Genomic DNA, 21,942 nt, shown 5'->3' on the forward strand with positions numbered 1-21,942 from the left:
TAAATGAGTTACATACGATAATTTACTTAATGCACTATAACTAAATAGAGTGAACTAAATGGATCAGGTTCATGTGGTGCACTGGGGACAATCGAGAACATCGTTTATGTCTCCCGTTTCAGCAAGCATGGTGTCATAGCCCATCAGTAACTTGAGGATAAACTCGTGGGCGTCAGATAGAGTGGCGACATCAATGATTTCCTCGAGGTTCGCATCTGGAGGCAACTGGGTAATGTTGTCGCTCATGGATTTACTGAACAGAAAATTCTCTTGGAGGACGACGCCAATCTGCTGTCTAAGATGATGAAGACAGATTTGATTCAATGGGATTTCATCAACTGTAATCTGGTCTTTTTTGGGCTGTAAAGGTGTAAAATAAAGGAGGTTTGTCTCGGTCCCTGAAGTGCCGACTACGCCCAAGTTTTCTCCGGCACGAATATCCAGAAACAGTCCGTTAATCGTTGGTGGGAGGTCTGGTTGATAGAATATACGATGTCCTTGAATGAACTGCTTCCACAGTTCAGCCAATAGCCTTTTATGTTTAAGAAATTCAGGAATAAATCATCGAATGTTAAAGCGGGACTATTTTATTTTTATAGCCATTGCTTACTCCATGGTGTGGTCAATGCTTCATAAGGGATAATATGAAACTATTTTTATTAGTTTTTTGTATAATAAGCTAATCTTTATTAGTTTTGGCTAAAGTGGAATATTTACCTTGATGATTAAATAAAAGTGATGATGTTCCAACCTTCTCTATATCTTTCTTAATGTATTGATATTGTTATACTTTAAGCTTTTAAATAAGATGTTCTCTACCTAATTTATTGAAATAAATCATTTTACAATTGACTTTATTTAAAAATAGATAAATCATGGATACATGAAGTAGTCAACCTTTCATTAGTGTTAATAGCAGGCTTATTGAACATAATTTGTCGGGGTGTGCATATATATTGACGAGATGCTAGCACTGATATTATGGGCATTCGATCTTGACGTATGCTTAGGTAACCCGTTTTACCTTATGTATTAATTGATCTGAAAATAAATTTCAAAATATTAACAAGTGTGCTTTCACTGTCTTTTCATCTTTATATATATTGAATGCTTGGTTTGTAAAGGATTCAATTTTTAGAGTGATTACTCAATAAATTTTATTTTTGTTCTGTTGTACAATATATTTTTTAGCTGTAATATTATTAAAGAATAAGATTCAATATGTTTCATAATAATATTTTAAGCTCCAATTCCCACTAAATCTACAGTGGTTTTTCCTGTTATTTTTAATTTAAATACTGGTCATTAAATCTATTTAAAAGATAATACCCATGACAGCAGAGAAGTTCGTTCAAACAATATCAAATGTAAACTACAACAAAGGTGTCTTTTCGCTTTATTTTGTCGGTCAAAACCAAGCCAGAATGGCAAACGGTGTCATGGCTGAAAGCGAAGATGAGCTAGAGCTTAAACAAGTGGTGCATATGCCAGCTGCTGGGTTTATGTACATGATGTCGACGATCGGAAGTATGCTGGAAGATACTCGCATGAAAGCCGAGCTTGAAAAGCTGGTTGCTTCTGGTTTTCTGCCAGCATTAGATCCTGAAAGTAATGAAGTGGAGACTGAGGCGACGTCTGAGTCATCAGACGAAAAAACCGAGCCGTTCTCCCCGAACTAAAACGACACTTCCAGCAGCAAAAAATAACAAACCGTGGGTGATAGGGTATGTGTCTATTCAGCATCAACCCACAAAACTGATGTCTGCACAGATACAACACATGGTCGGTAGTAGCCAACATTCACCACTGAATCGAAAGTATGCGGTGGCAGAATGGTAACAACGCATTACGCCAGAATTTGAGTTTATTCAGTTTTGCTTGCTATTACGAAGATGATCAAGGGTGCCCAGTTGCATTTTGTAATTGGGCATTTTTGTTGGAGCGTAATCGAGAGGTATTGCTCCCTGGAGAGAGAATTATCGCAACTTTGTTGGCGTTCGAGGCAGCATATTCTTATTCCAGAGATGATCGCATTATTCGGACATGGTCGCCAGATGGTGAATGACTTGCGTTGCCATGTATTCCTTCCGTGGAAAGGACAGAAAGTATTTTTCGGTCGGGAAGGAGGATGCTCAAAATCACCGCTGTATCAGAAAGGTGCAGTGGTTTTCCATTTAGCGTCTGAATAAGAGTGTTAGTTTATGAGTAGACCATTTTGAAGAAGCGTTGAGTACTTCTTCACAGGGAACTGTTCCGCCTACAAAGGGAACAACAGCCTTTGGCATGAAACGAATGAGGGAGATTTGACATTTAATGGGACTAGAACAAGAAAAGGTGGGTCGCACTTGGTTTGGCGGCTATCTGAGCTCGCATTACAACATTCGCTTTACCGGAGCGGGAGCGTCCAACGAGCTCATTTGTAAGGGAGCTGACCATGATTTTGTGAATGAAGGGTTGAGCACTGCTTAAGCTGGGCTGATGACAACGCCGACTATGAACGGTCGATGGATCGGCTACAACCAGACAGTAACGGGGGCAAAGTCCGCCATAGAAGCGAACAAACGACAGCCGATGAAAGATATATTAGAGAAACTAAGACACAAAGAACGCATCTTCTTCGAGTACCAAGACATTGGATGCTTTGATTTTCTAACGAAGTGCTACATGATCCATGACAAAGACGTATTTGAGCTGATTGCGTTTATAAAAGAGAATCAGGATACGGTAGGGATTGAGGTATTAGCATTGTTATGTGATATCAAAAGAACAGAAATGAAACGCATATCCGATTCTTTTCTGCGCAAAAATTCAAGTGATGCGTCTCATGTTAAAAAAGTGCTGTATGAGCATCACCATTACCTTGAAATCAGCAACACATTAAACGCAAAATCTTTGTCAGATTATATTCTCACTGGCATACGAAAAGCGTTCGTCAATAGATTGAACTATCGATTAGTAAGGTGGGATCCTAGTGAATGCAAAAGCACGCTGTATTATGAGTATGAGTCCTACAAAAACATATGTCGATATTTGTTAGATAACTACAACGAACAGTGTCCTACTGAGATGTAGGAATCTTATCAAGTATTTTATGGTAAATAGGATGGTGACTAAATTGCTCGGCTTTTTGAGGGAAAAGGAGAGCCTAAAGCATCAGAATCGACGTAGATTGATAGTTTATTTAACATAATTTATGTAATGCGCACTTGGGTTGTAGGTGCAATTTAGTAATGTCCGGTTTGAGCAATTTTAAAATGTCCTCTTATGCTTAACGTACCCACTGAGTGACCAAGACATTAATCGTTTTAATATTCAGGTAATTGATCTGTCGATGGTACAGTTCATCAGTGCATTCACCTTCAGCCTTCAACGTTTTGATGGTCACGCCATAAGCGACCATCTTATCCGTATTAATAGTATCGGGCACTCCTAGGATTTTAGTCCTTTCGAAGCTTTACTGAGGAATCGTTTGGCTGCTTTGGCGTTTTTTGTAGATAACAAATAGAAATCGATGGTTTGACCATGTTTACCTATGACCCGGTACAGGAAGACCCAATTCCCCTTTACTTTGATATAAGTTTCATCAACCTTACAGTTACCACCTGTTTGAGGTCGCCAGTACCATTTTAGATTTTCCTACATAACCAGTGCATACTTTTGTACCCAACAATAAATGGTTGAGCGATCCACTTGAACACCGAACTCTCTGAACATTTCTTCTAATTCCCGGTAGCTTATTCCGTATTTGCAATACCAACGCACAGTCCGTATAGCGACGTCGTACTTAAAGCGGCGATGCTTTAAGAGGTTCATGCAAAGTTCCGTTGAAAATAGAGAGGAAGCTTAGCTGAACTAGCCCTATTTGCAACAGAGCCCATTCGTTTGTGATTGCGATCGGTGATCGCGGTCTTTATCATCGCCTCCTTCCCGATCTTGTCGTTGTATCAACCTAAGGTGGCTGGGTTTCTTTGAGCGTAAAATGGGGCAGCTCAAATGATAGATGCCGACTTTTAAGATTGAAAGTCATAAGCCCTCAGAATCAATGATCGCATCCGCTATTTGCGCAACACTCTGTCTTGAGTTTTGCGCTTTTTTTCGAATACGACTGTAAGCATCATCTTCAGAAATGTCTCGACTTTTTGAGAGGATAGCAACCGCACGCTCGATTTTCCGCCTCGCTTTGAGTGTGTCATCCAAAGATTGGATCCTCTGGTGAAGTCGCTGCTCATGCCTTGCAACACCAAGCGAGGTCGTCAATACCGCCAGTATTCCAAATAACCGAATAGGTTTTGAGATAACACCGTGTATATTGAGCCGCTCCAGTTCGCACAATATTTCTGGGGTTTCAAAATCAATGATGGCGACTTTAGCAATCGTCGCAATCGCCGACATCCAAGACAATTGCTCCATATTGTGTTGTTTATGGACAACAAACAGCACGATATCGATATGTTCTGGTAGCTCTCTTGGCGATGGCCAGGCGCTTTCCACCTGACAGCCAATTCGCTTAAGGTGAGCCAAAAACATGTCTCTCTCGCTATCGTCAGGATGAATGACCAGCACTTTCATTCTCCGAAGTCGGCGCAGCAGATCTTCATCATCTCTCAAGTTAGACGTCTTCATTCCAGTTCACTCTCAGTTTTCATGGTCACCGTGCGAGAATACGTCACTAAATAAGGGTCTGGAATAATGACACTTTGACTCTTCCAAACAATATCAAAGCGACCGTCTTCCTGAGCCTTACCAATACAGGGACGATGGGAGAAGTGATTTGTGACTGGATCGAGGTATTTGTCTCCAGAAGGGCTTTTAAAAACCGAGCCCGATAAACCAGACAAAATGGACTCGGTTGATAAGTCATCACAATACAGGATCGCATTGGCTAACATGTGCATCTGAACGTAGCACGTCTCGCTGTATACAGAAGGTAGAACACTGTCACCATAACGATGGTGAAAGGCTTTCACAAAAGCGGGATTTTCACTATTACTCAATGAAGAAAAGTAGGGAGAGACCGATAAATGACCCGCACGTGCCTTCGGGGCAACCTTGGATAATTCCGCTTCTGTTGTCGTGAGCGATGCTATTGGGATCTCAGAACCCGCCAATTGAGATTGTCCGTAGCTTTCATAGAGCGCAACACTGTCGTTACCCACAACTGTTGAAATAACCGCATCGACGTCATTTTCATTGATCTGATTAAGCAGGGGCAAGAATTGGTCGGATTCGGTTCCGAAGGGGAAATAGACCTCACGTATCACGATGCCTTCACTTTCTCCAAGAAACTCTTTCACTATACGGTTTACCTCTCTTGCATACAGTGTGTCAGACCCAACCAGAATCACACGTTTGCCTAAATGACGATAAATGTACTCTAATAACGGAAGCACCACTTGGTTTGGTATGGCTCCTCCATAGATGACGTTAGGTGAATACTCGAACCCCTCGTACACCGATGGATAAAGTAAAATGCCATTAAACCTATCTATGATGGGCAAAACCGCCTTTCTACTGCTCGATAAGCAGCATCCAAAAATGGCTGAGACTTTGTGCTCTAACATTAGCTCAGTGGCTAATTGAGCATAGCGTTTATCGTCTCCTTGAGGATCCAAAATGACAGGCTCAAATTGTAGCGCTCTTTCGTTTGCTTGGGCGTTTATTTCCGCACAAGCAAGCAAGATCCCTTCAATATGAGCGTGTTCGGTCATCGACATTGGACCGCTTTGCGAAAACAAGACGCCGACTTTAACTACCATGATTTCCATACCTTCTGAGTGTAGTTGATGATCCCGTCAATTTTTTTTGCCATTGCGATTAACGCTTCATCCTGCCCCGGCTTGCCCATCAACATCATTCCTATGGGCAAACCTTGATCATCATTCGCGATGGGAATGGAAATACAAGGTAATCCAGCTAAATTCCCCAGCCAACAGAACCATGTCATGCTGTCTTGCATCGAAACATCTCGTCCGCCAAAGTGAAGTGTCTGTTGGTCAAATTTAGGCGCAGTCACAGGAAGTGTGGGCAACACCAATACATCCCAAGATGGCAATGTATTCAGCAATCTATGTGTAAACTCGGCACGTAGCCGCTGCGCTTGGAGAAGTTCCACGCCTGTGATTTTCTCCCCTGCCAACAAATGCGCCTGTGTGACTTCACCAAATAGATCGGCATTGTCTTTCAGCCGCTCTTGATGAAAAGAAGACGCTTCACAATGGAGTATGATCTCCCACGCAGAAAAAAAGCTGGTCATATCCGAAAGCTCATAACTCGCCATTGAATAAGGAAGGGAACCCAATGCTTCGTCTATAGCCTCATCCACACTTTGTGAGCACTCAAGCCCGTTACCCGTTAGACGAAGTAACCGACAATTGACCAATTCAGGAATAGCACCGAACGGCTTGGCTCCGGCAGTAGATACATCGTTCTTATCCTGCCCTAACATATAAGGAAGTAACAACGGTAAGTCGTCCAGTGATCGGGTTAGAAACCCAGGTGCATCTAGAGACCAGCTTAACGCCAATACACCATGTCGAGAGGCTCTTCCATACGTTGGCTTATAACCGTACACCCCGCACGCACTCGCAGGGATCCTCACCGAACCCCCAGTATCACTGCCCAGTGCCGCCCCGACAATGCCAGCAGCCACAGCGGCGCCGGAACCTCCGCTGCTGCCACCTGTGATGTGAGCACGATTATGCGGATTGAGAGTGGAACCAAAAATAGAATCGGTATTAGTCGCGCCGTAAGCCCATTCGTGCATGTTGGTTTTTCCCATGATCACAGCACCCGCGGCTCTGAGCCTCGAAACAATGGTGGCGTCTGCTTTTTGTTCCGCTCGAGGATTTGCGTGTGAGCACGCAGTTGTGGGGTAGTCACAGGTAAGAAAGTTATCTTTCACCGCAATGGGAATACCATCTATCGCACTCAAGGCTTTACCTCGTTGTCTACGCGTTTTCGACGCTTGCGCTTGTTCGATCACATAATCAGGATTTAACGCTACAAAGGCATTTAAGGAAGTCACTTTTTTGGCTTGATTGAGTGCCTGTTCTGCAATGTCGACAGGTGAAACAAGCCCGTCTCTGAACTGCTGTAATTGGCTGACAATACTGTTAACTTCTTGACTCATTGAATACCTCCGGTTTGTACCCATGAGCGGGCTCTTTCAGAACAGGATGGGGGTATTCTTTCAATCCCTTTCGAATCCGTTCGAGTGTTTGAGCGATTCGAGCATTTATTGCTGACTCTAATTCTTGCTTATTGCGCATTCCTACACCCCCAACAATTCCATCTGTAATGCCTTATTACTTCGCAATTCAGATACCGTCGACTCCAGCTCAATCGTCCCCTTAGACATGACGTATGCTCTGTCCGAAATCGATAGGCAGAAGTCTAGATTTTGTTCTGCGACCAATATTCCTATTTGTCGGTCTTTCACTATTTGCTTTAGGATGCCCGCCATGTCGTCAACGATAGAAGGTTGTACTCCCTCTGTCGGTTCATCGAGTAAGACGTAGTTCGGCTCTGTCGCCAATGCTCTCACTAGCGCGAGGATCTGTTGCTGACCACCTGAAAGCCCACCCGCAAGATCTTCTGCTTTACTTTTAATCAGAGGGAAATAATGGAATGCGGCTTCGACGGCTCGTTTGGGATCTTTCCCGTGCGCTTCTGCTGCTACCATAATGTTTTCTATGACGGTCATTCGCTCAAAAACAAAGCGACCTTGGGGTACGTACCCAACGCCGAGTTTTGCTCGTTTTACGGTTGAGGCTGGGGCACGAGCACCATCAATCTCGACATAACCGCTGCGAGAAGAAATCAAATGGGTGATGTAGCGCATTAACGTGGATTTCCCCACGCCATTTCTGCCTAACAAGGCCACCACTTCCCCCTTATTCAGCTCAAGGGAAATGTCGCGAATAATGGTGGTTTTTCCATACCCGCCCGTTGCATTCACGATGTTAAGCATGCACCTTCCTCCCTAAATAAATGTCCAGCACACGCTCGTCTTCACGGAGAGACTCTACCGTGCCTGTCGCAAACACTTGCCCCATGTGCAATACCGCAACATCACCTTGAAGCTGCCTAACGAATTCCATGTCGTGTTCAACAAGAACAACCGTCGCAAAGCGTGCCATTGTTTTTGCAAGCTCTGCCAGTTCCCTTGTTTCTTCGTTGGTCATGCCTGCTGCGGGCTCATCCAACAAAATGACTTGAGGCATCAGGCAAAGCACCATACCAATGTCAAGCCACTGCTGCTTACCATGTGCCAACGCCGAAGCGGGTACGTCGCGATAGGCGTTCAGCCCAAACATGGTCAAAATACTTTCACTGATCTCAGCAGCTTGTTTTTGATCCCTACTCGGAGCAAAGGCGGCTATCCAAAGGTTTTCAATCACCGTTTTTTCACCAAAAATTTGTGGCTTTTGGTTTTTGATTCCCATGCCCAACCTGACTCGTTCAAAAATAAGGCATTTGGTAATAGGTGTACTGCCTATCAATACCTCCCCTTTCTCTGCCATATAAAGCCCAGCACACGTTTTCAGATAGGAGCTTTTCCCTGCGCCATTAGGTCCGATCAACGAGAAAGGCTTACCACGAGAAAACTGAAGGGACACGTCATTGACAGGCACTACGCCACCAAACGCTTTATAGGCTTTGTTTGTCGCCAAGCCTGTTGATTGAGACCGTTGTTTAGTGCACTTTTCCATGAGTACTTGGAGTTGTTGATGGTCAATATCGACGGCTGCATCCTGCTGTGGCATAACGTCTTGTTTGGGCAGTAACGGTGAAACCAGACTTTTCAGGGCACCGAGAATGCCATTTCTTAAAAACAGAACCAATAGGATCAAAATGACGCCCAGCACTAAAGTGGTTTGCCCGCCTACTGCGCCCCCTCCGAGCCAGAAAGACAAACCGCCAATAGCAATTGCACCGATGAAAGGACCCATTAACGTGCCAATGCCCCCAACTAATACATAAATAGGAACAAGTAGTGCTTCCTGAACAGAGAAAATAGAAGGGTTTAAGTAATTGGACCACGCACCAAACAAGGCACCCGCGACACCGGCAATGGCACCGGAATAGCTGTATGTAATAAGCTGAAATTTGCGAATGTCGTACCCAAGCAGCTCCGCTTTCTGATGATCAATCCTGATGCAATCGACGACTTTCCCAAAATGGCTCTGCATCAAAAAATAGGTCAGCAAGTAGCAAATACCCGCGATAAGCATTACCACCGCAAACGTAGACGATGGGTCGAGCGGTTGAATCTGAGATCCAAATTCCGTTGCAATACCCGGAATATTGGACATACCGTTGTCGCCTCCAATCACGGCGTCACCTATATTGAGCTTAAAGGTTTGTGCGAGTGACCAGAGTAATAACGTAAATGTGTACGATAGAATGGTGCTTTGCAGCGCCCCCATTCGAGCGTAAAAAATGACCCACGCCAATATCGCCGCCAAACCCGCGCCAGAGAGAGCGCCAATGGGTAAAGACCAAATCAACGTATTGCCTGACAGGGAGGACAGGTTAATGGCTGCAACACTGGCTAAGTATCCACCCACGCCGTAAAACGCGGTTTGCCCTAAGCTTAGAAAGCCGCCTCGTCCCCAGACCACATCCAGGCTCAAACCCAGCAAACCAAAAATGAGCCACGATGTCCCGACATACGCTAAATACGGGTCGATAACATCCGCTATCGCTAACCCAAATACCACAAGCAAGACGGGGAACAACCAGCCTGATGCGCTATATACTTTTTCAAACATCCTTCAAACCTACTTACATTTTTTTGCGCCATTTAGACGAAATACCTAATGGGAAAAGCCACAAAAGACCGGCTGTTATGACAAAAAAGAAGACATCACCCGCGACTGAGGTTAAGAAGCTTGCGGTAATGGAAGACCCTCCGCCTAAACCAAGCGCCGTTACTAAACTGCCTGTGACTGTGACAGGACCGGCAACAACAACCGCAAGGAAAGATTTAATGACAAACGCAAAGCCCATTGAAGGGGTTGCTGGCACGATAGGGAGTAAAATGGCTCCCGCAAATCCAGCCAAGCCACACCCTATTGAAAAGGTCAGTGTGTTAATTCGAGCAGATTCGATCCCAATTGCCCTTGCCATCTCTGGTTGCTGAATCGCGGCTCTCGCCTTTCTTCCGTATGACGACTTCGTCATCAACATGTAGATGAATAGAGTGACTAGAATAGCCGCAGCGATCATTGATAGCGGGTAAGCTGCCAGCTTATAGTCCCCGATTTCCAATCGGTACTGTGGCATCCCAATGCCGGGAGTCACGGTGCCAAAAATCAAGACCGCAAGTTGATACATGGCGATACTTAACCCCCACGTTGCAAGCATAGTGTCGAAAATTCTTCCATACAGCCTTCTTACAATGACCACTTCGACAACGGCTCCAAACGCCATTGTGACCATCACTGCAAGTGGCACGGCAAGTGGGTATGGCACACCAAGCTGAGTCGCCGTCAGCGCCGAATAAGCACCTAGCATCAAAAACTCACCATGCGCTAGATTGATCACGCCCATTAACCCAAACACGACAGCTAAACCTAAAGTGGCGATCAGCAATATCGAAGCGCTTGAAAGTGACGACAGCAAAACTGTCGCCAGATAGTCCAGCTCCATTTACATACTCCTAGTTAACCCAATCGTTACAGTGATTCTGGGATAAAGTGCGCGACAAGGTTTGGGTTTGAGATAAGATCGCATGTTGAACCCTCATAGACAGCATCCACGTTTTCAAAGGTGTTAATAATGTTGAAACCGTGCTTGTCGTTTCCTTCCGCAATGTAAATATTTTGAGTCAAGTGATGGGAGCCACCTTGCAAAGTGACGGTTCCGTTTGGTGCAGAGAAAGAGATACCACTTTCAAGCGCAGTGATAACAGGCTCGCTCTCACTGCTTTTGGCTTTTTTAACGGCGTTTGCCCACAAATGTACGGCGTTCCAGACATCAACAGCCCCCGATACAATCGGCGTATCACTGCCGTATTTTTCCTGCCATGCAGAAACAAACGCGGCATTTTCAGGGCTACTTACTTCTTGAAAGTACCCTTGGCTGGCAATAAGCCCTGTGCCCGCTTTAGGAGATACGACTACTTGCTGATTTCCAGAGCCGTAGTTAGTAGACACAATGCCAATATTGTCTTTTAGACCAGCGGCTGAAAACTGCTCGAGGAAACCGGTTTGATTGGCTCCCACAGGAAGAGCAACTACAAAGTCAGGCTTCGCTGCCTGAATTTTCTGAATGGTGGGGGAATAATCGGTCACAGTTAGGGGTAAAAAGTCCTCACCGACCACTTCTCCGCCGTTTTTACGGGCGTATTCGTTGATCCAGTGAGCGGATATAGTGCCAAAATTGTAATCTGGCGCCATAACGTAAATCTTAGAGCCGTATTTTTTGATGGCCCAATCGATAAGTACCGATAGTTGCTGAGAGGCGGATGAACCCGTGACAAAGGTGTATTTGTCGCAAGCGCCTCCTTCATAAAGTGAAGAATAAAAGTATGGAATTTTAGCCTTGCGGACGATCGGGCGAATCGCTTCTCTTGAGGAGCTGGTTAGCCCCGCAAATAGAACATCCACTCTGTCACGTAAAATGGCGGTATGCGTAAACTGCGTATATTTGTTCAGTTCAGATTGTGCGTCATAACTCACCACCTCAACTTTATTGCCGAGTAGCCCACCTTCAAGATTAATTTTTTCAACCGCGAGCTTAAGTGCATTGTTTTGCTGAATACCATAGATATTCAGACCGCCTGTTAAATCGAATATTGCCCCAATTTTCGTATCCGCAATTGCATGCGATCCAAATAGCACGGCTGTGGCAAGGTTAGCGACAGTCAAAATCCTTTTCATTTTCATCTCCTAATCAATAAAAGAGCTGAATATTCAAAGACCTTCTTACGAGCACAAAAAAACCACGCACTGTAATAGAAGAGCTATCTTCGACTATTCAGCTACGTGGCTTTGATTTTTACTAGTGCCTCTTCGCACTAAATTTATACTAAAATGTAAATTAATTGTTGTCAACTGGTAACGGTTTGCACCGAAAGCTTTGGACATTGGACATTGGACATTGGACATTGGACATTGAGTTAAGTGAGTAAAATCACTAACGAGGTAAGCAATGACAAACTGAGTCCCATCGAGGTCATCACTTTCAAGATTGTCAAAGATGAAATCACAAGCAGAACGATGGCAGACAATTGCTCGATCCAACCCTCCATATCTCTCTTGTTCGACAGCAAATTAACCACCCTCAGGTTCAAGGTATTTGATTATAGTTTCCATGATTTTTCCTAAGTGATGGTTTTCACAAAAAATCTCATTTCATACGCTTTAAGGGACCATGCCGAACTCGTATGAGTATGTATCAGCGCCTTCTTCTTCCCAGCTTCATAGCTGCTACCCAATTAACATAGTCTTGAGTTTTGGCACCAAGCAATGTAGGAGCAATTTAAAAATGTCTCTTTTTAGTTTTTCGACTAGGCTCATTGCTAAATGAACTCGTTTTCGTTTCGGTGGGATGAATGCCGTGAATTGGTGAGAGCCTATTTGGTCGAGTAGAAAGTATCCCATTACAGATCTTTAGAAGACGAAAGCGGCGCATCGAATTCCGGCTAAACACAAGCTAGAATCGCTTCTAAGCGAGTTTAATCATAGTATGCTGCACTTTTCATCATTGTCAGTATTTTTTATTTGTATGCTATTGGCTTTTAACATGTATATTTCTTTTACGATCACATTGGAATTTCCATTTTAGATATTTCCTCTACTGAGGATTATTGTTTTGAAGTGTTACGCCTCTATTAAGATTTTCGAGATGATGGCATTAGCAAAAAGTTCAACAAGCAGCATTGAATAGTGAGTGCTTCCAAAGCTTTGCTCTGAGTACTCAAACACGGGGTACAGGAACTCGATCACCGTTAAGCCCAGGAATACGAGTGCAACACCTTCCCTTTTCCTCTTGCTGAGGATGTTAATATTATTGAACTTTGCAAATAAAATGGCAACCACGACGAACGTTGTCATTGAAGAGGCAAAGCCGATAGTTTTTTCTACTATATTCCCAATTATGTTGGAATATAGGGCAGCAGAAGAAAGCCCGGTAACATAGATAAATGCAATCAGAGAATAAGTTTTATGATTCAAGTTTTTATCCGTCAACCAATACGATGACGATTCAAGTTATCACAAGACTCTTTCTGTAAAACCATCCTTTGCAAGCAATTTGAAACGCATCAACTCCGGGCAGATTTTTGCCTAAGATCGGTTCTTTTGATGGTATTTTGCCAGTTTTGACAAAAGGAATCTAAATCAGGGGTCGGTCTGAAAAGCACAGAGCCATAAAGGATAAGCAGTTAGTGTGGGTTGGCGAAAAAAAGCGCGCACCTATGCGGGGCGCTCAAAAGCCGGTGAAACAATTCAGTGAATTAGGTATTATTCTTAGTCTGCGCTCAGTTTACCCCCCGATAAAACAAAGCATAATTGAGAAGATAATACCTATTGGCTGGTATCAATAATAAGAAATTAGAAAATCATTAAAACAGAAATACATTGACACCACTGTTTATCCAGTTAGTCAGCTCGCGGGTTTCACTTTCCCGTAACTGGGTTGTGTCATTGTGAACTCTTGTTTTCTTTTCAAAAATAAATGTATTGTCTGACTTATGAATATTAAGAGTCAGTTGAGGTGAATTAGCCATCTCTAAATAATACCCTGCAAGAACAGAAGGTTCGCTCTCATTAATTTCCTGGTTATTGTTAAAACGCGTCGCGGAGATAACTTGGTGTTTTTCGTGCCCATCATCAAAGTAAACGATGGTATTTTTTAATTAAATATATTCTTCTTCTAGCAAGCGAGCCATAAAAGGGGCTGACTCGGCGTCAAAAATTATCATTATAATAATATTCTCATTAGTGCTGTAATTGGCATTAAATAATCTATCAGTAATTTATAAAAAACTGGTCTGATCTGCATTCGGTTTATGTGATCAAAAATATCGAGTTTATTAATGAATGATTATATTTTTTAATAACATCGTATTAATTTAGAGCACGTAAAGAAAGCAATGCCCCCTTTGGATGGCAAATGTTCCGACTGCCTTTTTATGAAAAGAGCTACTGGCGTTGGCTCACAAAGCGTGAGCCAAAAAGGTGAGCAGCGTCTACCTCAGCCACTCCAAGTGGTAATCGTTTTTTGATATTTTCATCCCAGATAGTATTATCCCATTAGAAACCATCCCCAATAGAACTATACTAAGAGTTGAATATGACAGTTGAGCATACGGAAAAACGCGATGACGAGAGTTCGATAGGCATTCTTTGTTATCAGATAGCGACCGTATCCAAGCAAAAGAGCGAAGCGATGTTTCAACAAGCTTCTTTAAACATCAGTACCGATCAAGCGTGGATATTGGCAAAAGCGAACGAGAAAGGACGAGAGGGGGTGTATCAGTCTGAACTGGTGACCAAAGAGCAGATCGTCGGCGCAAAGAGCCAGGTTTCAAGGCTGATTCAGGATCTGGTCGAAAAAGATTACTTGATCCGAAGAGTCGACCCAAATGATCGCAGACAGACCTACCTGATCACGACTCGTGAGGGGATGAAAGTACTCCAGCAAGTCGAAGAAATCATCTTAAAACGAAAGAACTCGTATTTGCATTCTCTGAGCCCCGAAGAATACCGCACACTCTTGATGCTCCTTCACAAAGCGTTACACGCAGTCCAAAATTACTGACGTTTCATTCAAAGGGCGAATGGATCGCCCTGCCCTTTCATTGAAATTTAATCTGATAGTGGTCATGCCAGTATTTTAAGTTCAACCTGATCAATAGGTTGGAATATTACTCTGATTTTATAAGCCCCTTTGACCGTTTATTTTGTTGATCTCGCCCAGACGAGTTATTAGAATTGCTTTTTAGATAGTCCCATATGGAACGGTTTATATGGGAACGAAAATTCATGAAGGTAGTAGAAATGAAACAATTAGGCATAGTGGCTCTGTTGGTGGTAGGGGCAACCAGCAGCAGCGTCAACGCGAGCACAGACTCTGCAACACTGAAATTTACGCGTGTAGTCCCGACAACATGCCAAGTATCTTCAACACACTCTGGAGAAAAAAAGATACGGCTCTCTGGGGAACAGCTAAATGAATCAGCGCATGCTCACCAGATAACAGTCGCAACCAACGGAAGCGGCGCATCCTTCACTTTAGCGATGACAAAACAATCTGGTCGCTTAAAAAACGGTACGGCTTTAGCGGTTGGTAATGCAGAGCTTTCATACAAAATCGCCCCAGCAACGTTGTACACCAAGTCAACGAATCTCAGCACGTCGGTCCCCATTACTGGGGCGAGCAAAACAGTGGCGTTTGCGCTTTTGTTGGACAAAAACGCATCGGAGTTAAAGGCGGAGAAGGTTGAGTATGAGGTTATTGTTACTGTTGCTTGTAGCTAGTATTTCGGCTGGTCGCTGCCATGCAACGTTAGAAGCCGATACGACTTGTATTGAGGGTAGAGAGGTCAAGGTTTGTTTTGACGCGCGTTCGACATGGTCGCGAGGGATGTTTCCGAACCGTAGCGGGCAGGTTACGACCTATACCGAGAAAGTCAGGGTCACCAACAGACTGCCTAAAAGAATTAACATCACGGTGAGTGCACCTTCATCACGGTGGTCACAGGCGATTGACAGTAATCGCACTTGGGAATTCCCATTTAATCGAGGCAAGCTCAATTATATAGATATTCCTGTGAGCCATGTTGGAACCGGAACAATAGAAGTGAGCATCGTCGATAAAAACAATAATGTTCAGGCAATAACAGTATTTAAAGACCGGAAGGCAAAACCAAAAAAAACGAGCAGTTGCACTTTAACGCCGAAACAAAGCAAAGGAAAACTGACGTTTATGGGAGATGGTCTACCCGCAAGAGCGGATGATATTGGGATTGTAGAATATAAGGCGACTCCCAGTATGTTTTTGTCGTTTGAGGCTAAAGCCGTCAAACGATCAAGTCTGACGGTCTTTGGAAAGAGAAAAGTCGATATATATTACAAAGAAACTCTTGCTGGTCGATTTAAGAAGTTCAGTGCTGGAGCGCCTGTCAGGGTTTCAGGCGAAGGAGTAATTTACCTGTTTCCACAAGTAAGAAAACCAGTCTCTCAACTGAAAGCGGGCAAATACAGAACACGAATTGAGGTAACCTGTCGTGCATAGAAATATTAAATGGTTTGTAATTATCATATTTTTGTGTCCATTCAACTTATATGCTCATTCACAATCTCCAACAAGAATAAAGGAGATCAGTCTAACCGGGCGTCAGTCAATTTCAATTGAAATTGGCAATGAGGAGAAAAAAGCAATGTATTTTGACATTGAATTTGATGGTCGCATTGTCCTGGAGAGATTCAAAGTAGGAGGAGGTCGGACCCGAAGATATTCGACGGTGATACAGGATATCGATCCATCGATGGTTAATCATCACAAATTGTGCTCCATATCGGTGCCTGAGAGCGGTCAATTTCTAAGGACAAGAATATGTACTGAAATAAAATTACTTTATCCCAAGGAGCAGGTGCAAACATTATTAAGCGAACACTATGAGAAGTAAACTAGCCCTTTTTCCTATTTGCATGTTTTTCAATGCTCCTGTGTCTGCGGAGTCTTTAAGCATTCCAAGTGCAACCATTCCGTCTGGTTATGACCGAATCACGACCAGTGACGGCACGACCTGTGAGTCCACCATCGCGTCTGATATGTACATCCAAACTGGGGTCATGGGGATCAAATCGGGTCGCGATTATACCAACAGCACTTACGCCGACAGCAACCTCGAAGCTGAAGATAATTTCGGTATTTACGCTCAATTAGTGATTCCTATTGGGAACAAGCGAAAACGCATTGATTGCAACCGGTTATATGAACTGGAGATCAAACACCTGAAAGAGCAATTGCTGAAACTCCGGTTGGAAGCCATGACGTCTGAAGAACTGTGGGATGAACAAGATGTTGGAAACCGCTAAAAGCGCCATGACTCAAGAAGAAATATCCCGGTACGCCAGGTTTTACTTGCAACCGATCATTGATCCCTGTTCGATGAAAACCATTGCCTTTGAATTTCTGACTCGATTTGACTGTAAACATATCAATGTTGAAGACTTCTTCTCTTCCGTGTCGGACAAGGTGGCCAAGCGACTTTTGATGCTTCAGGCTGAGGAAGCCAACAGACTCGGGTGTATGAACACCTATGTGTTCTCTCTGAACGTCAATGCCAGTGTGCTTGCGGATGAATCGTTTATCGCCGAGTTACTTGACGGATTGAATACAAAGGTGGCGTTTGAACTCACCAACACACCCGCCAATGACACCGAGAAAAAGCGCGTTTTGAAATCCATCAAAATGCTCAGAACCTTGGGTCATTACATATGGTTAGATGACTACTTGTCGGAGGATATCCCGGAGTCCCTCCTGAATCTGATTAACTGGGATCTGGTGAAGATTGACAAAAGTGTCCTCAACAGACATTTAGAGCACCGTGATAAAATGTTGGACTTGGTGTGCGATGTCTCCGATTTTGGGCGGCGGTACGTGATCATTGAAGGCGTTGAGACCAGCCATCACCACGAAAAGTTGGTTGGTTATAAGTGCTTACACCAAGGGTTTTACTATGGTGACTTAATTGACTGTTCTACATTGGTCAATTTGGGTAGGAATATGTAACACGACGATCCGACGCGTAAAAGTGCATGCCAACGAGCGTGGGCGAGCTAGTTCGCAACCCGCATGAAATGGGGGCTTGCTTGTTCAGTTCTCAGAATCAATGGCGCCCTTAGTTTTTGTGCTCAAGATGACGCCTTGCTTAAGGGCATCATTAACCGGCGTGCTTCGCTTTTTGCCCATAATGTTCCAGCGTTAGGACGGGGGACATTCACGTATGATGTCAGAGCAGAGTACGGGGTTCCCGTCGGTCAATTTGTTACTTTGCCCTCCCCCCTTCACGCTCGCCTCCTCTTTTTGGCCGAGTTGGAGCAGGGGGAGTGTGCCACTCAGAAAGTCGTCGCGATCGTCGTGCCAATACCCTCAAAATGTGTCCTCGAATCTCGCGAATTGAGACATTCAGGTCGCGTGCCTGAACAGTGGACACGGCATTTTGAGCGGAGAATCGGCATAGTACACACCATTGGGCTCGGTCTCGTCAAAAAACACACCGCTAGCGATCAAGATGCGTGTTTCGTTGTTCAAACGGCATGTCAATTGTGGTAACAGGCGCTAAGGCTCCGCTGTTGAATCCGCGTTCCGTTATTGTCCGTCGACAGGATCAAACCCCGTTCTTCGCCCAGTAAACCAAAGCCACCCCCTTTTTCAAAGGCTCAGATCTGTGTGTGCTGACCGGGTTTTCTGGCATAAACCAATACCCCATTCTATTGTTTCCTAAATTTGAGACATACAACAAGGTACTCTTCTTGTCTCCCACGCACAATGAAATCCCCATAAATAGCAAGGATAAACAATGGCGGTATACAGCGTCAGTTACGATCTGGATAACCCCAGCATCAAGAGCAGACTGGTTCGGGAGGTGCTGCAAACCTTTCCCAGCAGCAGTCAGGTGATGGAGACCACCTGGTGGGTGGTGTCCGGTTTGCCGGTCTCTCAGGTGTTGGGAAAGTTTAAGCCTGTACTCGATCCCAAAGATAAGATATTCATCTCTAGGATCGCGCCCAATGAGTACGTGGGTCGATTGACAGACAAACAGTGGGAGTGGTTGAAAGAGAACGCCTGATCACGGTGTCTTTTTTGGTTTGAAACATAAGATCTTCCCCCCGATCATACACAGAACACCCTCGACACTGGGACCTCCTCATGCGAGCGCGGGTCCCATACCGCCAAACCGATGACCACTACAGACTGTTGTCTGGTTCAAATATTTAACCACTAAAAATGTAAGGTTGTTGCGATGTTGGTGAACAACGTCTTATTATCACATGTGAAAACCTCAGTAATATTAATGAGTTAATCAATAAAGGAGGTAGGCTTTGGGATACTACGAACTGATTAAATGCAACCAAGATCGCACCCGACCCTACTATTTTGTATTAAAGGCCAGTAATGGAAAAGTGATCGTCAGCAGTCGACGGTACAAGTCCAAATACGCCGCAGCAAATGGCATCCGTTCCGTGCAAGACAACGGTCATGCGGTCAACGTCATTGACCGGACGTTTGGGCAGAGGTCGGGCGGTCGATCCAAGGACAGCCACACCTTGCAGACGTTAGATCAACGCAGTCTGAAAGCGTTGTGCAAGAAACCCTCCTCGACGTGACACGCCGATCCTCATGGATACCCAAGTGCCTGAAAGCTCAGGCACTCATCACCTGATCCACCGACGCCCTTCTGCAGACGCTCGCCAGTGGCGGCAAACCCCACCGATTGCCAAACCCGAATCAAACGCCAAAGTGGTGCGTTTTTTCCGTCGTGATGGGAACGGTTTCATCTTTAAATGTAACAAAGTGTTTCAGAGTGAAACAAAATGACTCAATTTCACGGCATCGGCAAGGCAAAAAAGCGGGTCTAACTGCCTGATTAGCCCTAGTTATTTCTCATTTGGCTCAAATTATAAAATCCCATCGTGTGAAGAAATATTTATAACCGTGGAACAAGGTCTGACCACAAGGATATTTTTGAGTGATATAAATCACAAAACAAATACAAACCGTAACTAATAAAGGTACACACAACATGATCGTTTTTGACATATCTTCTGCTTGCGCCATCTCTCAGCTGTTCAAAAAAGGGGCCGTTCAGGCGCCCATGGATTTCTTTCTGGAGGACGGTGGCAAGCGTTACCGTCTGACCGACGTGAAAGAGCTGCGTGAAGAGTTTGAAGGGGATGGCATGTTTCAGTCCGTATTTTTGGGCTACCGGCTCACGTTTAACGGCGGTTGTACAGTCAAAATAGACGCCATCAAATCCATCGCGACCTTGACCCTGCCGGACAATAACCCGGTAAACACCCTGGATCGTGAGTCGTTCGATCCGAATAACGTCAAAGACTGGACCAAGGCGGGTATCAATAAGTTTTTATTCTGAGCCGCGCGAGCGATCCATTCACACATTCAGTCTCCCCCTTTTCCATCCGCAAGCAGCACGGACGCTGCCAAGCTTGCCATCAGAAACTTGCCCTGCTCTCTCTTTTCCTTGTGTACGCGATGTCATCCCGCTGAATCGGGTGGCTCTGTCTGCGCGCGCCAGAGGCGATCTTCCGTTTTCCGGATCTGGGCCAGGTACCCGTCATTGACGTCGTATTGGCGAGTGTAGCGCTCAAACATGACGTCGGACTTCCAGCGCCCGGCTTTGACGATGTCCTCCTTGCGCGCCCCGATTTCCAGTAGGTGGATCGCGCGTCCAACACGGGCAGAGTGCCCGGAATAAGCGTGATCGGCTTGCGGTGACGACGTGTGCGCCGCCAGGCGTTCGCCAACCTTCTTCAGCGTACGCGCCACCAGTTTTGGCGCGACGGGTTGCACTTCCTCTGAAATAGGCGCCGGCTCAGGAGGGGCGGTGATCGAACCGGTCACCGCGTCGGGTGCAACGGGGGCGAATTGGATCCCGCCGCGCGTTTTGCGCCGTGGGGTCACGCCGGAAGGGGCGCGTGGCGTCGGCGTCGACGTCACGTGCATCCGCTGCCGCCTTGGGACCCCGGATCGGGTCAGTGGCACAAACAGGTAGCCCGGATCGGTCAGAGTGCGATCGCCACACAAAGACAGGTAGCGTTGGAGGATGGGCATCAGATAGTGAGGCAAAGTGACGTACTCTGAGCGTCCGGTTTTGTTGGTTTTGGTGTAGGGGATCTCCAGTGTCCAGTCACCATCGGAACGAGGCTGAATGTGCGTCAGTTGGATGCGAACCAGCTCACTTTGACGCAGCATGGTGTGGTATGCCAATCCGAGTAAGGTGGCATCGCGCCAGCTGATCGGGTGGTCGTCTGCCATCAACAGGGTCATGGCGGTGCGGTAGTCTTCGTCACTGAGTGGCACCGCCTGGTCCTGCGCGGTGTCGAATTGGGCTATCTTTTGCTTTTTAATACGGCTCAGATGCTGTTTGACCGCCTGACTGTTGGTGGGATCAACCAGCCCGGTGATGAGGTGGAGTTTGCGGATCGCCCACACATAGATGTGCAGGGTACTGAGCGTGATGTGGGGGGCGTTACTTCTCGCAAACAGCACGAAGGTGTCGGCGCTGGCTGGCAGCGCGGTTCGGCGATTGACGTGGCACCATTGGGTGAACACGCGCACGGCGCTGTGAAATTGCTCCAGCGATCGGGGGGCCAGCCCGGCGCCGTGTTGGTGATGTTGTGCCAGCAAGCGTTGTGTGGCAGCAAAAAACGACGGGCAGTCAGACAGATCGACCCCAAGGCGGTCCGCGCGCTGATAAATGGGCTGAAAATGTGTCTCGAGCAGCAGACCTGGGCGGGCGAGCGCCGAAGCCAGTGCCCGTTCGATGAGGATCGCGTGGTGATTTTTAGTGACGTTGTCACTTTTAAAATCTGAGCCGTCTGTCGGTGCCGTTGTCCTTGTAGAGAGCAGGTGATGTTTGTCCATAATTCGCCGGTTGTGTGACGATCCAAATATGTGAATGTCCTATAAGTGTAATTATAGGACATTCATAAAATAAAGATCAATCAAAACGGATCGCCGGGATCTTCGTTCGGGCGCGCCCGATGCTGTGGGAAAGGAGGCTTTGATGACAATGGCGCTAACTGGCGTGGCACCCATGCGAGGATCATGAACGAACGCGATCGCTTCCCCTCCACTTTGTGCGTTTGTCTTCTTGTTGGTTCACCTCCCTTCTGAGGAGCGGAGTCTTCATGCTGAATACGTAAGAGACCTTCATCTCTTCACCAGAAACACAATGATTAA

25 protein-coding genes and 1 pseudogene are annotated in these 21,942 nt (G+C 45.4%); 13 read left to right on the forward strand and 13 right to left on the reverse strand.

The window, feature by feature from the left end; translation table 11 throughout:
* Positions 1-69 precede the first annotated feature (69 nt).
* Entirely contained in the window at positions 70-528 is a 459-nt protein-coding gene (locus tag QMG91_RS28615) for an ATP-binding cassette domain-containing protein (RefSeq protein ID WP_281832866.1), read from the reverse strand.
* Between the two features lie 803 nt (positions 529-1,331).
* On the opposite strand from QMG91_RS28615, the gene QMG91_RS28620 reads away from it, so the two are divergent.
* From QMG91_RS28620 to QMG91_RS28635, 4 genes and pseudogenes are all read left to right on the forward strand, one after another.
* Positions 1,332-1,679, forward strand: coding sequence for a hypothetical protein (locus QMG91_RS28620; protein ID WP_022593280.1), 348 nt, complete (start codon positions 1,332-1,334; stop codon positions 1,677-1,679).
* 49 nt (positions 1,680-1,728) lie between these two features.
* Positions 1,729-2,178: pseudogene (gene rtxC, locus QMG91_RS28625) on the forward strand (RTX toxin-activating lysine-acyltransferase RtxC).
* A gap of 135 nt (positions 2,179-2,313) precedes the next feature.
* The gene (locus QMG91_RS28630) at positions 2,314-2,469 is read left to right on the forward strand and encodes a hypothetical protein (protein WP_022593278.1); all 156 of its coding nucleotides are present in this window, start codon (positions 2,314-2,316) and stop codon (positions 2,467-2,469) included.
* A 9-nt stretch (positions 2,470-2,478) separates the two neighbouring features.
* Positions 2,479-3,072: a hypothetical protein gene (locus QMG91_RS28635; RefSeq protein ID WP_022593276.1), complete on the forward strand. Its 594-nt coding sequence runs from the start codon at positions 2,479-2,481 to the stop codon at positions 3,070-3,072.
* A gap of 196 nt (positions 3,073-3,268) precedes the next feature.
* Here QMG91_RS28635 and QMG91_RS28640 read toward each other — a convergent pair whose 3' ends face one another.
* From QMG91_RS28640 to QMG91_RS28690, 11 genes are all read right to left on the reverse strand, one after another.
* Positions 3,269-3,427: a hypothetical protein gene (locus tag QMG91_RS28640; protein WP_153811651.1), complete on the reverse strand. Its 159-nt coding sequence runs from the start codon at positions 3,425-3,427 to the stop codon at positions 3,269-3,271.
* Between the two features lie 2 nt (positions 3,428-3,429).
* Positions 3,430-3,573, reverse strand: coding sequence for a DDE-type integrase/transposase/recombinase (locus QMG91_RS28645; protein WP_079655650.1), 144 nt, complete (start codon positions 3,571-3,573; stop codon positions 3,430-3,432).
* 63 nt (positions 3,574-3,636) lie between these two features.
* Entirely contained in the window at positions 3,637-3,813 is a 177-nt protein-coding gene (locus tag QMG91_RS28650; protein ID WP_281832909.1) for a hypothetical protein, read from the reverse strand.
* A gap of 210 nt (positions 3,814-4,023) precedes the next feature.
* Complete coding sequence (locus tag QMG91_RS28655) at positions 4,024-4,623, reverse strand: ANTAR domain-containing response regulator (RefSeq protein WP_022610067.1); 600 nt, start codon at positions 4,621-4,623, stop codon at positions 4,024-4,026.
* Positions 4,620-5,756 carry a transporter substrate-binding domain-containing protein gene (locus QMG91_RS28660; protein WP_200873192.1) on the reverse strand — a complete coding sequence of 379 codons (1,137 nt, stop codon included), beginning with the start codon at positions 5,754-5,756 and terminating at the stop codon, positions 4,620-4,622. The genes QMG91_RS28655 and QMG91_RS28660 overlap by 4 nt, the downstream gene beginning before the upstream one ends.
* The gene (locus QMG91_RS28665; RefSeq protein WP_281832914.1) at positions 5,750-7,129 is read right to left on the reverse strand and encodes an amidase; all 1,380 of its coding nucleotides are present in this window, start codon (positions 7,127-7,129) and stop codon (positions 5,750-5,752) included. The genes QMG91_RS28660 and QMG91_RS28665 overlap by 7 nt, the downstream gene beginning before the upstream one ends.
* A gap of 141 nt (positions 7,130-7,270) precedes the next feature.
* Positions 7,271-7,969: an ABC transporter ATP-binding protein gene (locus QMG91_RS28670; RefSeq protein ID WP_022610065.1), complete on the reverse strand. Its 699-nt coding sequence runs from the start codon at positions 7,967-7,969 to the stop codon at positions 7,271-7,273.
* Entirely contained in the window at positions 7,962-9,773 is a 1,812-nt protein-coding gene (locus QMG91_RS28675) for an ABC transporter permease subunit (protein WP_281832916.1), read from the reverse strand. Before QMG91_RS28675 ends, QMG91_RS28670 begins: the two co-directional genes overlap by 8 nt.
* 13 nt (positions 9,774-9,786) lie before the next feature.
* On the reverse strand, positions 9,787-10,653 hold the full coding sequence (locus QMG91_RS28680; RefSeq protein WP_281832918.1) for a branched-chain amino acid ABC transporter permease: 867 nt from the start codon (positions 10,651-10,653) through the stop codon (positions 9,787-9,789).
* 26 nt (positions 10,654-10,679) lie between these two features.
* Complete coding sequence (locus QMG91_RS28685; RefSeq protein ID WP_281832920.1) at positions 10,680-11,885, reverse strand: urea ABC transporter substrate-binding protein; 1,206 nt, start codon at positions 11,883-11,885, stop codon at positions 10,680-10,682.
* A 942-nt stretch (positions 11,886-12,827) separates the two neighbouring features.
* The gene (locus QMG91_RS28690; RefSeq protein ID WP_022593257.1) at positions 12,828-13,181 is read right to left on the reverse strand and encodes a hypothetical protein; all 354 of its coding nucleotides are present in this window, start codon (positions 13,179-13,181) and stop codon (positions 12,828-12,830) included.
* Positions 13,182-14,301: 1,120 nt separating this feature from the next.
* Between QMG91_RS28690 and QMG91_RS28695 the strand changes: the two genes are divergently transcribed.
* From QMG91_RS28695 to QMG91_RS28735, 9 genes are all read left to right on the forward strand, one after another.
* Positions 14,302-14,769: a MarR family winged helix-turn-helix transcriptional regulator gene (locus tag QMG91_RS28695; protein WP_022593253.1), complete on the forward strand. Its 468-nt coding sequence runs from the start codon at positions 14,302-14,304 to the stop codon at positions 14,767-14,769.
* Positions 14,770-15,008: 239 nt separating this feature from the next.
* Positions 15,009-15,488 (forward strand): hypothetical protein, encoded by a 480-nt coding sequence (locus QMG91_RS28700; RefSeq protein ID WP_281832925.1) that lies wholly within the window; start codon positions 15,009-15,011, stop codon positions 15,486-15,488.
* A complete protein-coding gene (locus QMG91_RS28705; protein WP_281832927.1) occupies positions 15,457-16,245 on the forward strand; it encodes a hypothetical protein in 789 nt (262 codons plus the stop codon). Before QMG91_RS28700 ends, QMG91_RS28705 begins: the two co-directional genes overlap by 32 nt.
* Before the next feature lie 383 nt (positions 16,246-16,628).
* Positions 16,629-17,051, forward strand: a complete 423-nt coding sequence (locus QMG91_RS28710; RefSeq protein ID WP_281832929.1) for a hypothetical protein — start codon at positions 16,629-16,631, stop codon at positions 17,049-17,051.
* The gene (locus QMG91_RS28715) at positions 17,026-17,748 is read left to right on the forward strand and encodes an EAL domain-containing protein (RefSeq protein WP_281832931.1); all 723 of its coding nucleotides are present in this window, start codon (positions 17,026-17,028) and stop codon (positions 17,746-17,748) included. The genes QMG91_RS28710 and QMG91_RS28715 overlap by 26 nt, the downstream gene beginning before the upstream one ends.
* Before the next feature lie 790 nt (positions 17,749-18,538).
* Positions 18,539-18,808, forward strand: a complete 270-nt coding sequence (locus QMG91_RS28720) for a hypothetical protein (RefSeq protein ID WP_281832933.1) — start codon at positions 18,539-18,541, stop codon at positions 18,806-18,808.
* A 253-nt stretch (positions 18,809-19,061) separates the two neighbouring features.
* A complete protein-coding gene (locus tag QMG91_RS28965; protein ID WP_022593242.1) occupies positions 19,062-19,346 on the forward strand; it encodes a YegP family protein in 285 nt (94 codons plus the stop codon).
* 13 nt (positions 19,347-19,359) lie between these two features.
* Positions 19,360-19,557: a hypothetical protein gene (locus tag QMG91_RS28730; RefSeq protein WP_281832935.1), complete on the forward strand. Its 198-nt coding sequence runs from the start codon at positions 19,360-19,362 to the stop codon at positions 19,555-19,557.
* Positions 19,558-19,762: 205 nt separating this feature from the next.
* Entirely contained in the window at positions 19,763-20,113 is a 351-nt protein-coding gene (locus QMG91_RS28735; RefSeq protein ID WP_022593240.1) for a hypothetical protein, read from the forward strand.
* Between the two features lie 122 nt (positions 20,114-20,235).
* On the opposite strand, the gene QMG91_RS28740 is transcribed toward QMG91_RS28735, so the two are convergent.
* The gene (locus tag QMG91_RS28740; protein WP_281832938.1) at positions 20,236-21,624 is read right to left on the reverse strand and encodes a tyrosine-type recombinase/integrase; all 1,389 of its coding nucleotides are present in this window, start codon (positions 21,622-21,624) and stop codon (positions 20,236-20,238) included.
* Between the last annotated feature and the right edge of the window lie 318 nt (positions 21,625-21,942).

This window comes from Vibrio nigripulchritudo, assembly GCF_027924785.1.
GTDB lineage: Bacteria > Pseudomonadota > Gammaproteobacteria > Enterobacterales > Vibrionaceae > Vibrio > Vibrio nigripulchritudo.

Coding starts and splice junctions, on each gene's coding strand:
- QMG91_RS28620 (WP_022593280.1), top strand. CDS start 1,332: ATGACAGCAGAGAAGTTCGTTCAAACAATATCAAATGTAAACTACAAC.
- QMG91_RS28630 (WP_022593278.1), top strand. CDS start 2,314: ATGGGACTAGAACAAGAAAAGGTGGGTCGCACTTGGTTTGGCGGCTAT.
- QMG91_RS28635 (WP_022593276.1), top strand. CDS start 2,479: ATGACAACGCCGACTATGAACGGTCGATGGATCGGCTACAACCAGACA.
- QMG91_RS28650 (WP_281832909.1), bottom strand. CDS start 3,813: ATGAACCTCTTAAAGCATCGCCGCTTTAAGTACGACGTCGCTATACGG.
- QMG91_RS28655 (WP_022610067.1), bottom strand. CDS start 4,623: ATGAAGACGTCTAACTTGAGAGATGATGAAGATCTGCTGCGCCGACTT.
- QMG91_RS28660 (WP_200873192.1), bottom strand. CDS start 5,756: ATGGTAGTTAAAGTCGGCGTCTTGTTTTCGCAAAGCGGTCCAATGTCG.
- QMG91_RS28665 (WP_281832914.1), bottom strand. CDS start 7,129: ATGAGTCAAGAAGTTAACAGTATTGTCAGCCAATTACAGCAGTTCAGA.
- QMG91_RS28670 (WP_022610065.1), bottom strand. CDS start 7,969: ATGCTTAACATCGTGAATGCAACGGGCGGGTATGGAAAAACCACCATT.
- QMG91_RS28675 (WP_281832916.1), bottom strand. CDS start 9,773: ATGTTTGAAAAAGTATATAGCGCATCAGGCTGGTTGTTCCCCGTCTTG.
- QMG91_RS28680 (WP_281832918.1), bottom strand. CDS start 10,653: ATGGAGCTGGACTATCTGGCGACAGTTTTGCTGTCGTCACTTTCAAGC.
- QMG91_RS28685 (WP_281832920.1), bottom strand. CDS start 11,885: ATGAAAAGGATTTTGACTGTCGCTAACCTTGCCACAGCCGTGCTATTT.
- QMG91_RS28695 (WP_022593253.1), top strand. CDS start 14,302: ATGACAGTTGAGCATACGGAAAAACGCGATGACGAGAGTTCGATAGGC.
- QMG91_RS28700 (WP_281832925.1), top strand. CDS start 15,009: ATGAAACAATTAGGCATAGTGGCTCTGTTGGTGGTAGGGGCAACCAGC.
- QMG91_RS28705 (WP_281832927.1), top strand. CDS start 15,457: ATGAGGTTATTGTTACTGTTGCTTGTAGCTAGTATTTCGGCTGGTCGC.
- QMG91_RS28710 (WP_281832929.1), top strand. CDS start 16,629: ATGAGAAGTAAACTAGCCCTTTTTCCTATTTGCATGTTTTTCAATGCT.
- QMG91_RS28715 (WP_281832931.1), top strand. CDS start 17,026: ATGAACAAGATGTTGGAAACCGCTAAAAGCGCCATGACTCAAGAAGAA.
- QMG91_RS28720 (WP_281832933.1), top strand. CDS start 18,539: ATGGCGGTATACAGCGTCAGTTACGATCTGGATAACCCCAGCATCAAG.
- QMG91_RS28730 (WP_281832935.1), top strand. CDS start 19,360: ATGGATACCCAAGTGCCTGAAAGCTCAGGCACTCATCACCTGATCCAC.
- QMG91_RS28735 (WP_022593240.1), top strand. CDS start 19,763: ATGATCGTTTTTGACATATCTTCTGCTTGCGCCATCTCTCAGCTGTTC.
- QMG91_RS28740 (WP_281832938.1), bottom strand. CDS start 21,624: ATGGACAAACATCACCTGCTCTCTACAAGGACAACGGCACCGACAGAC.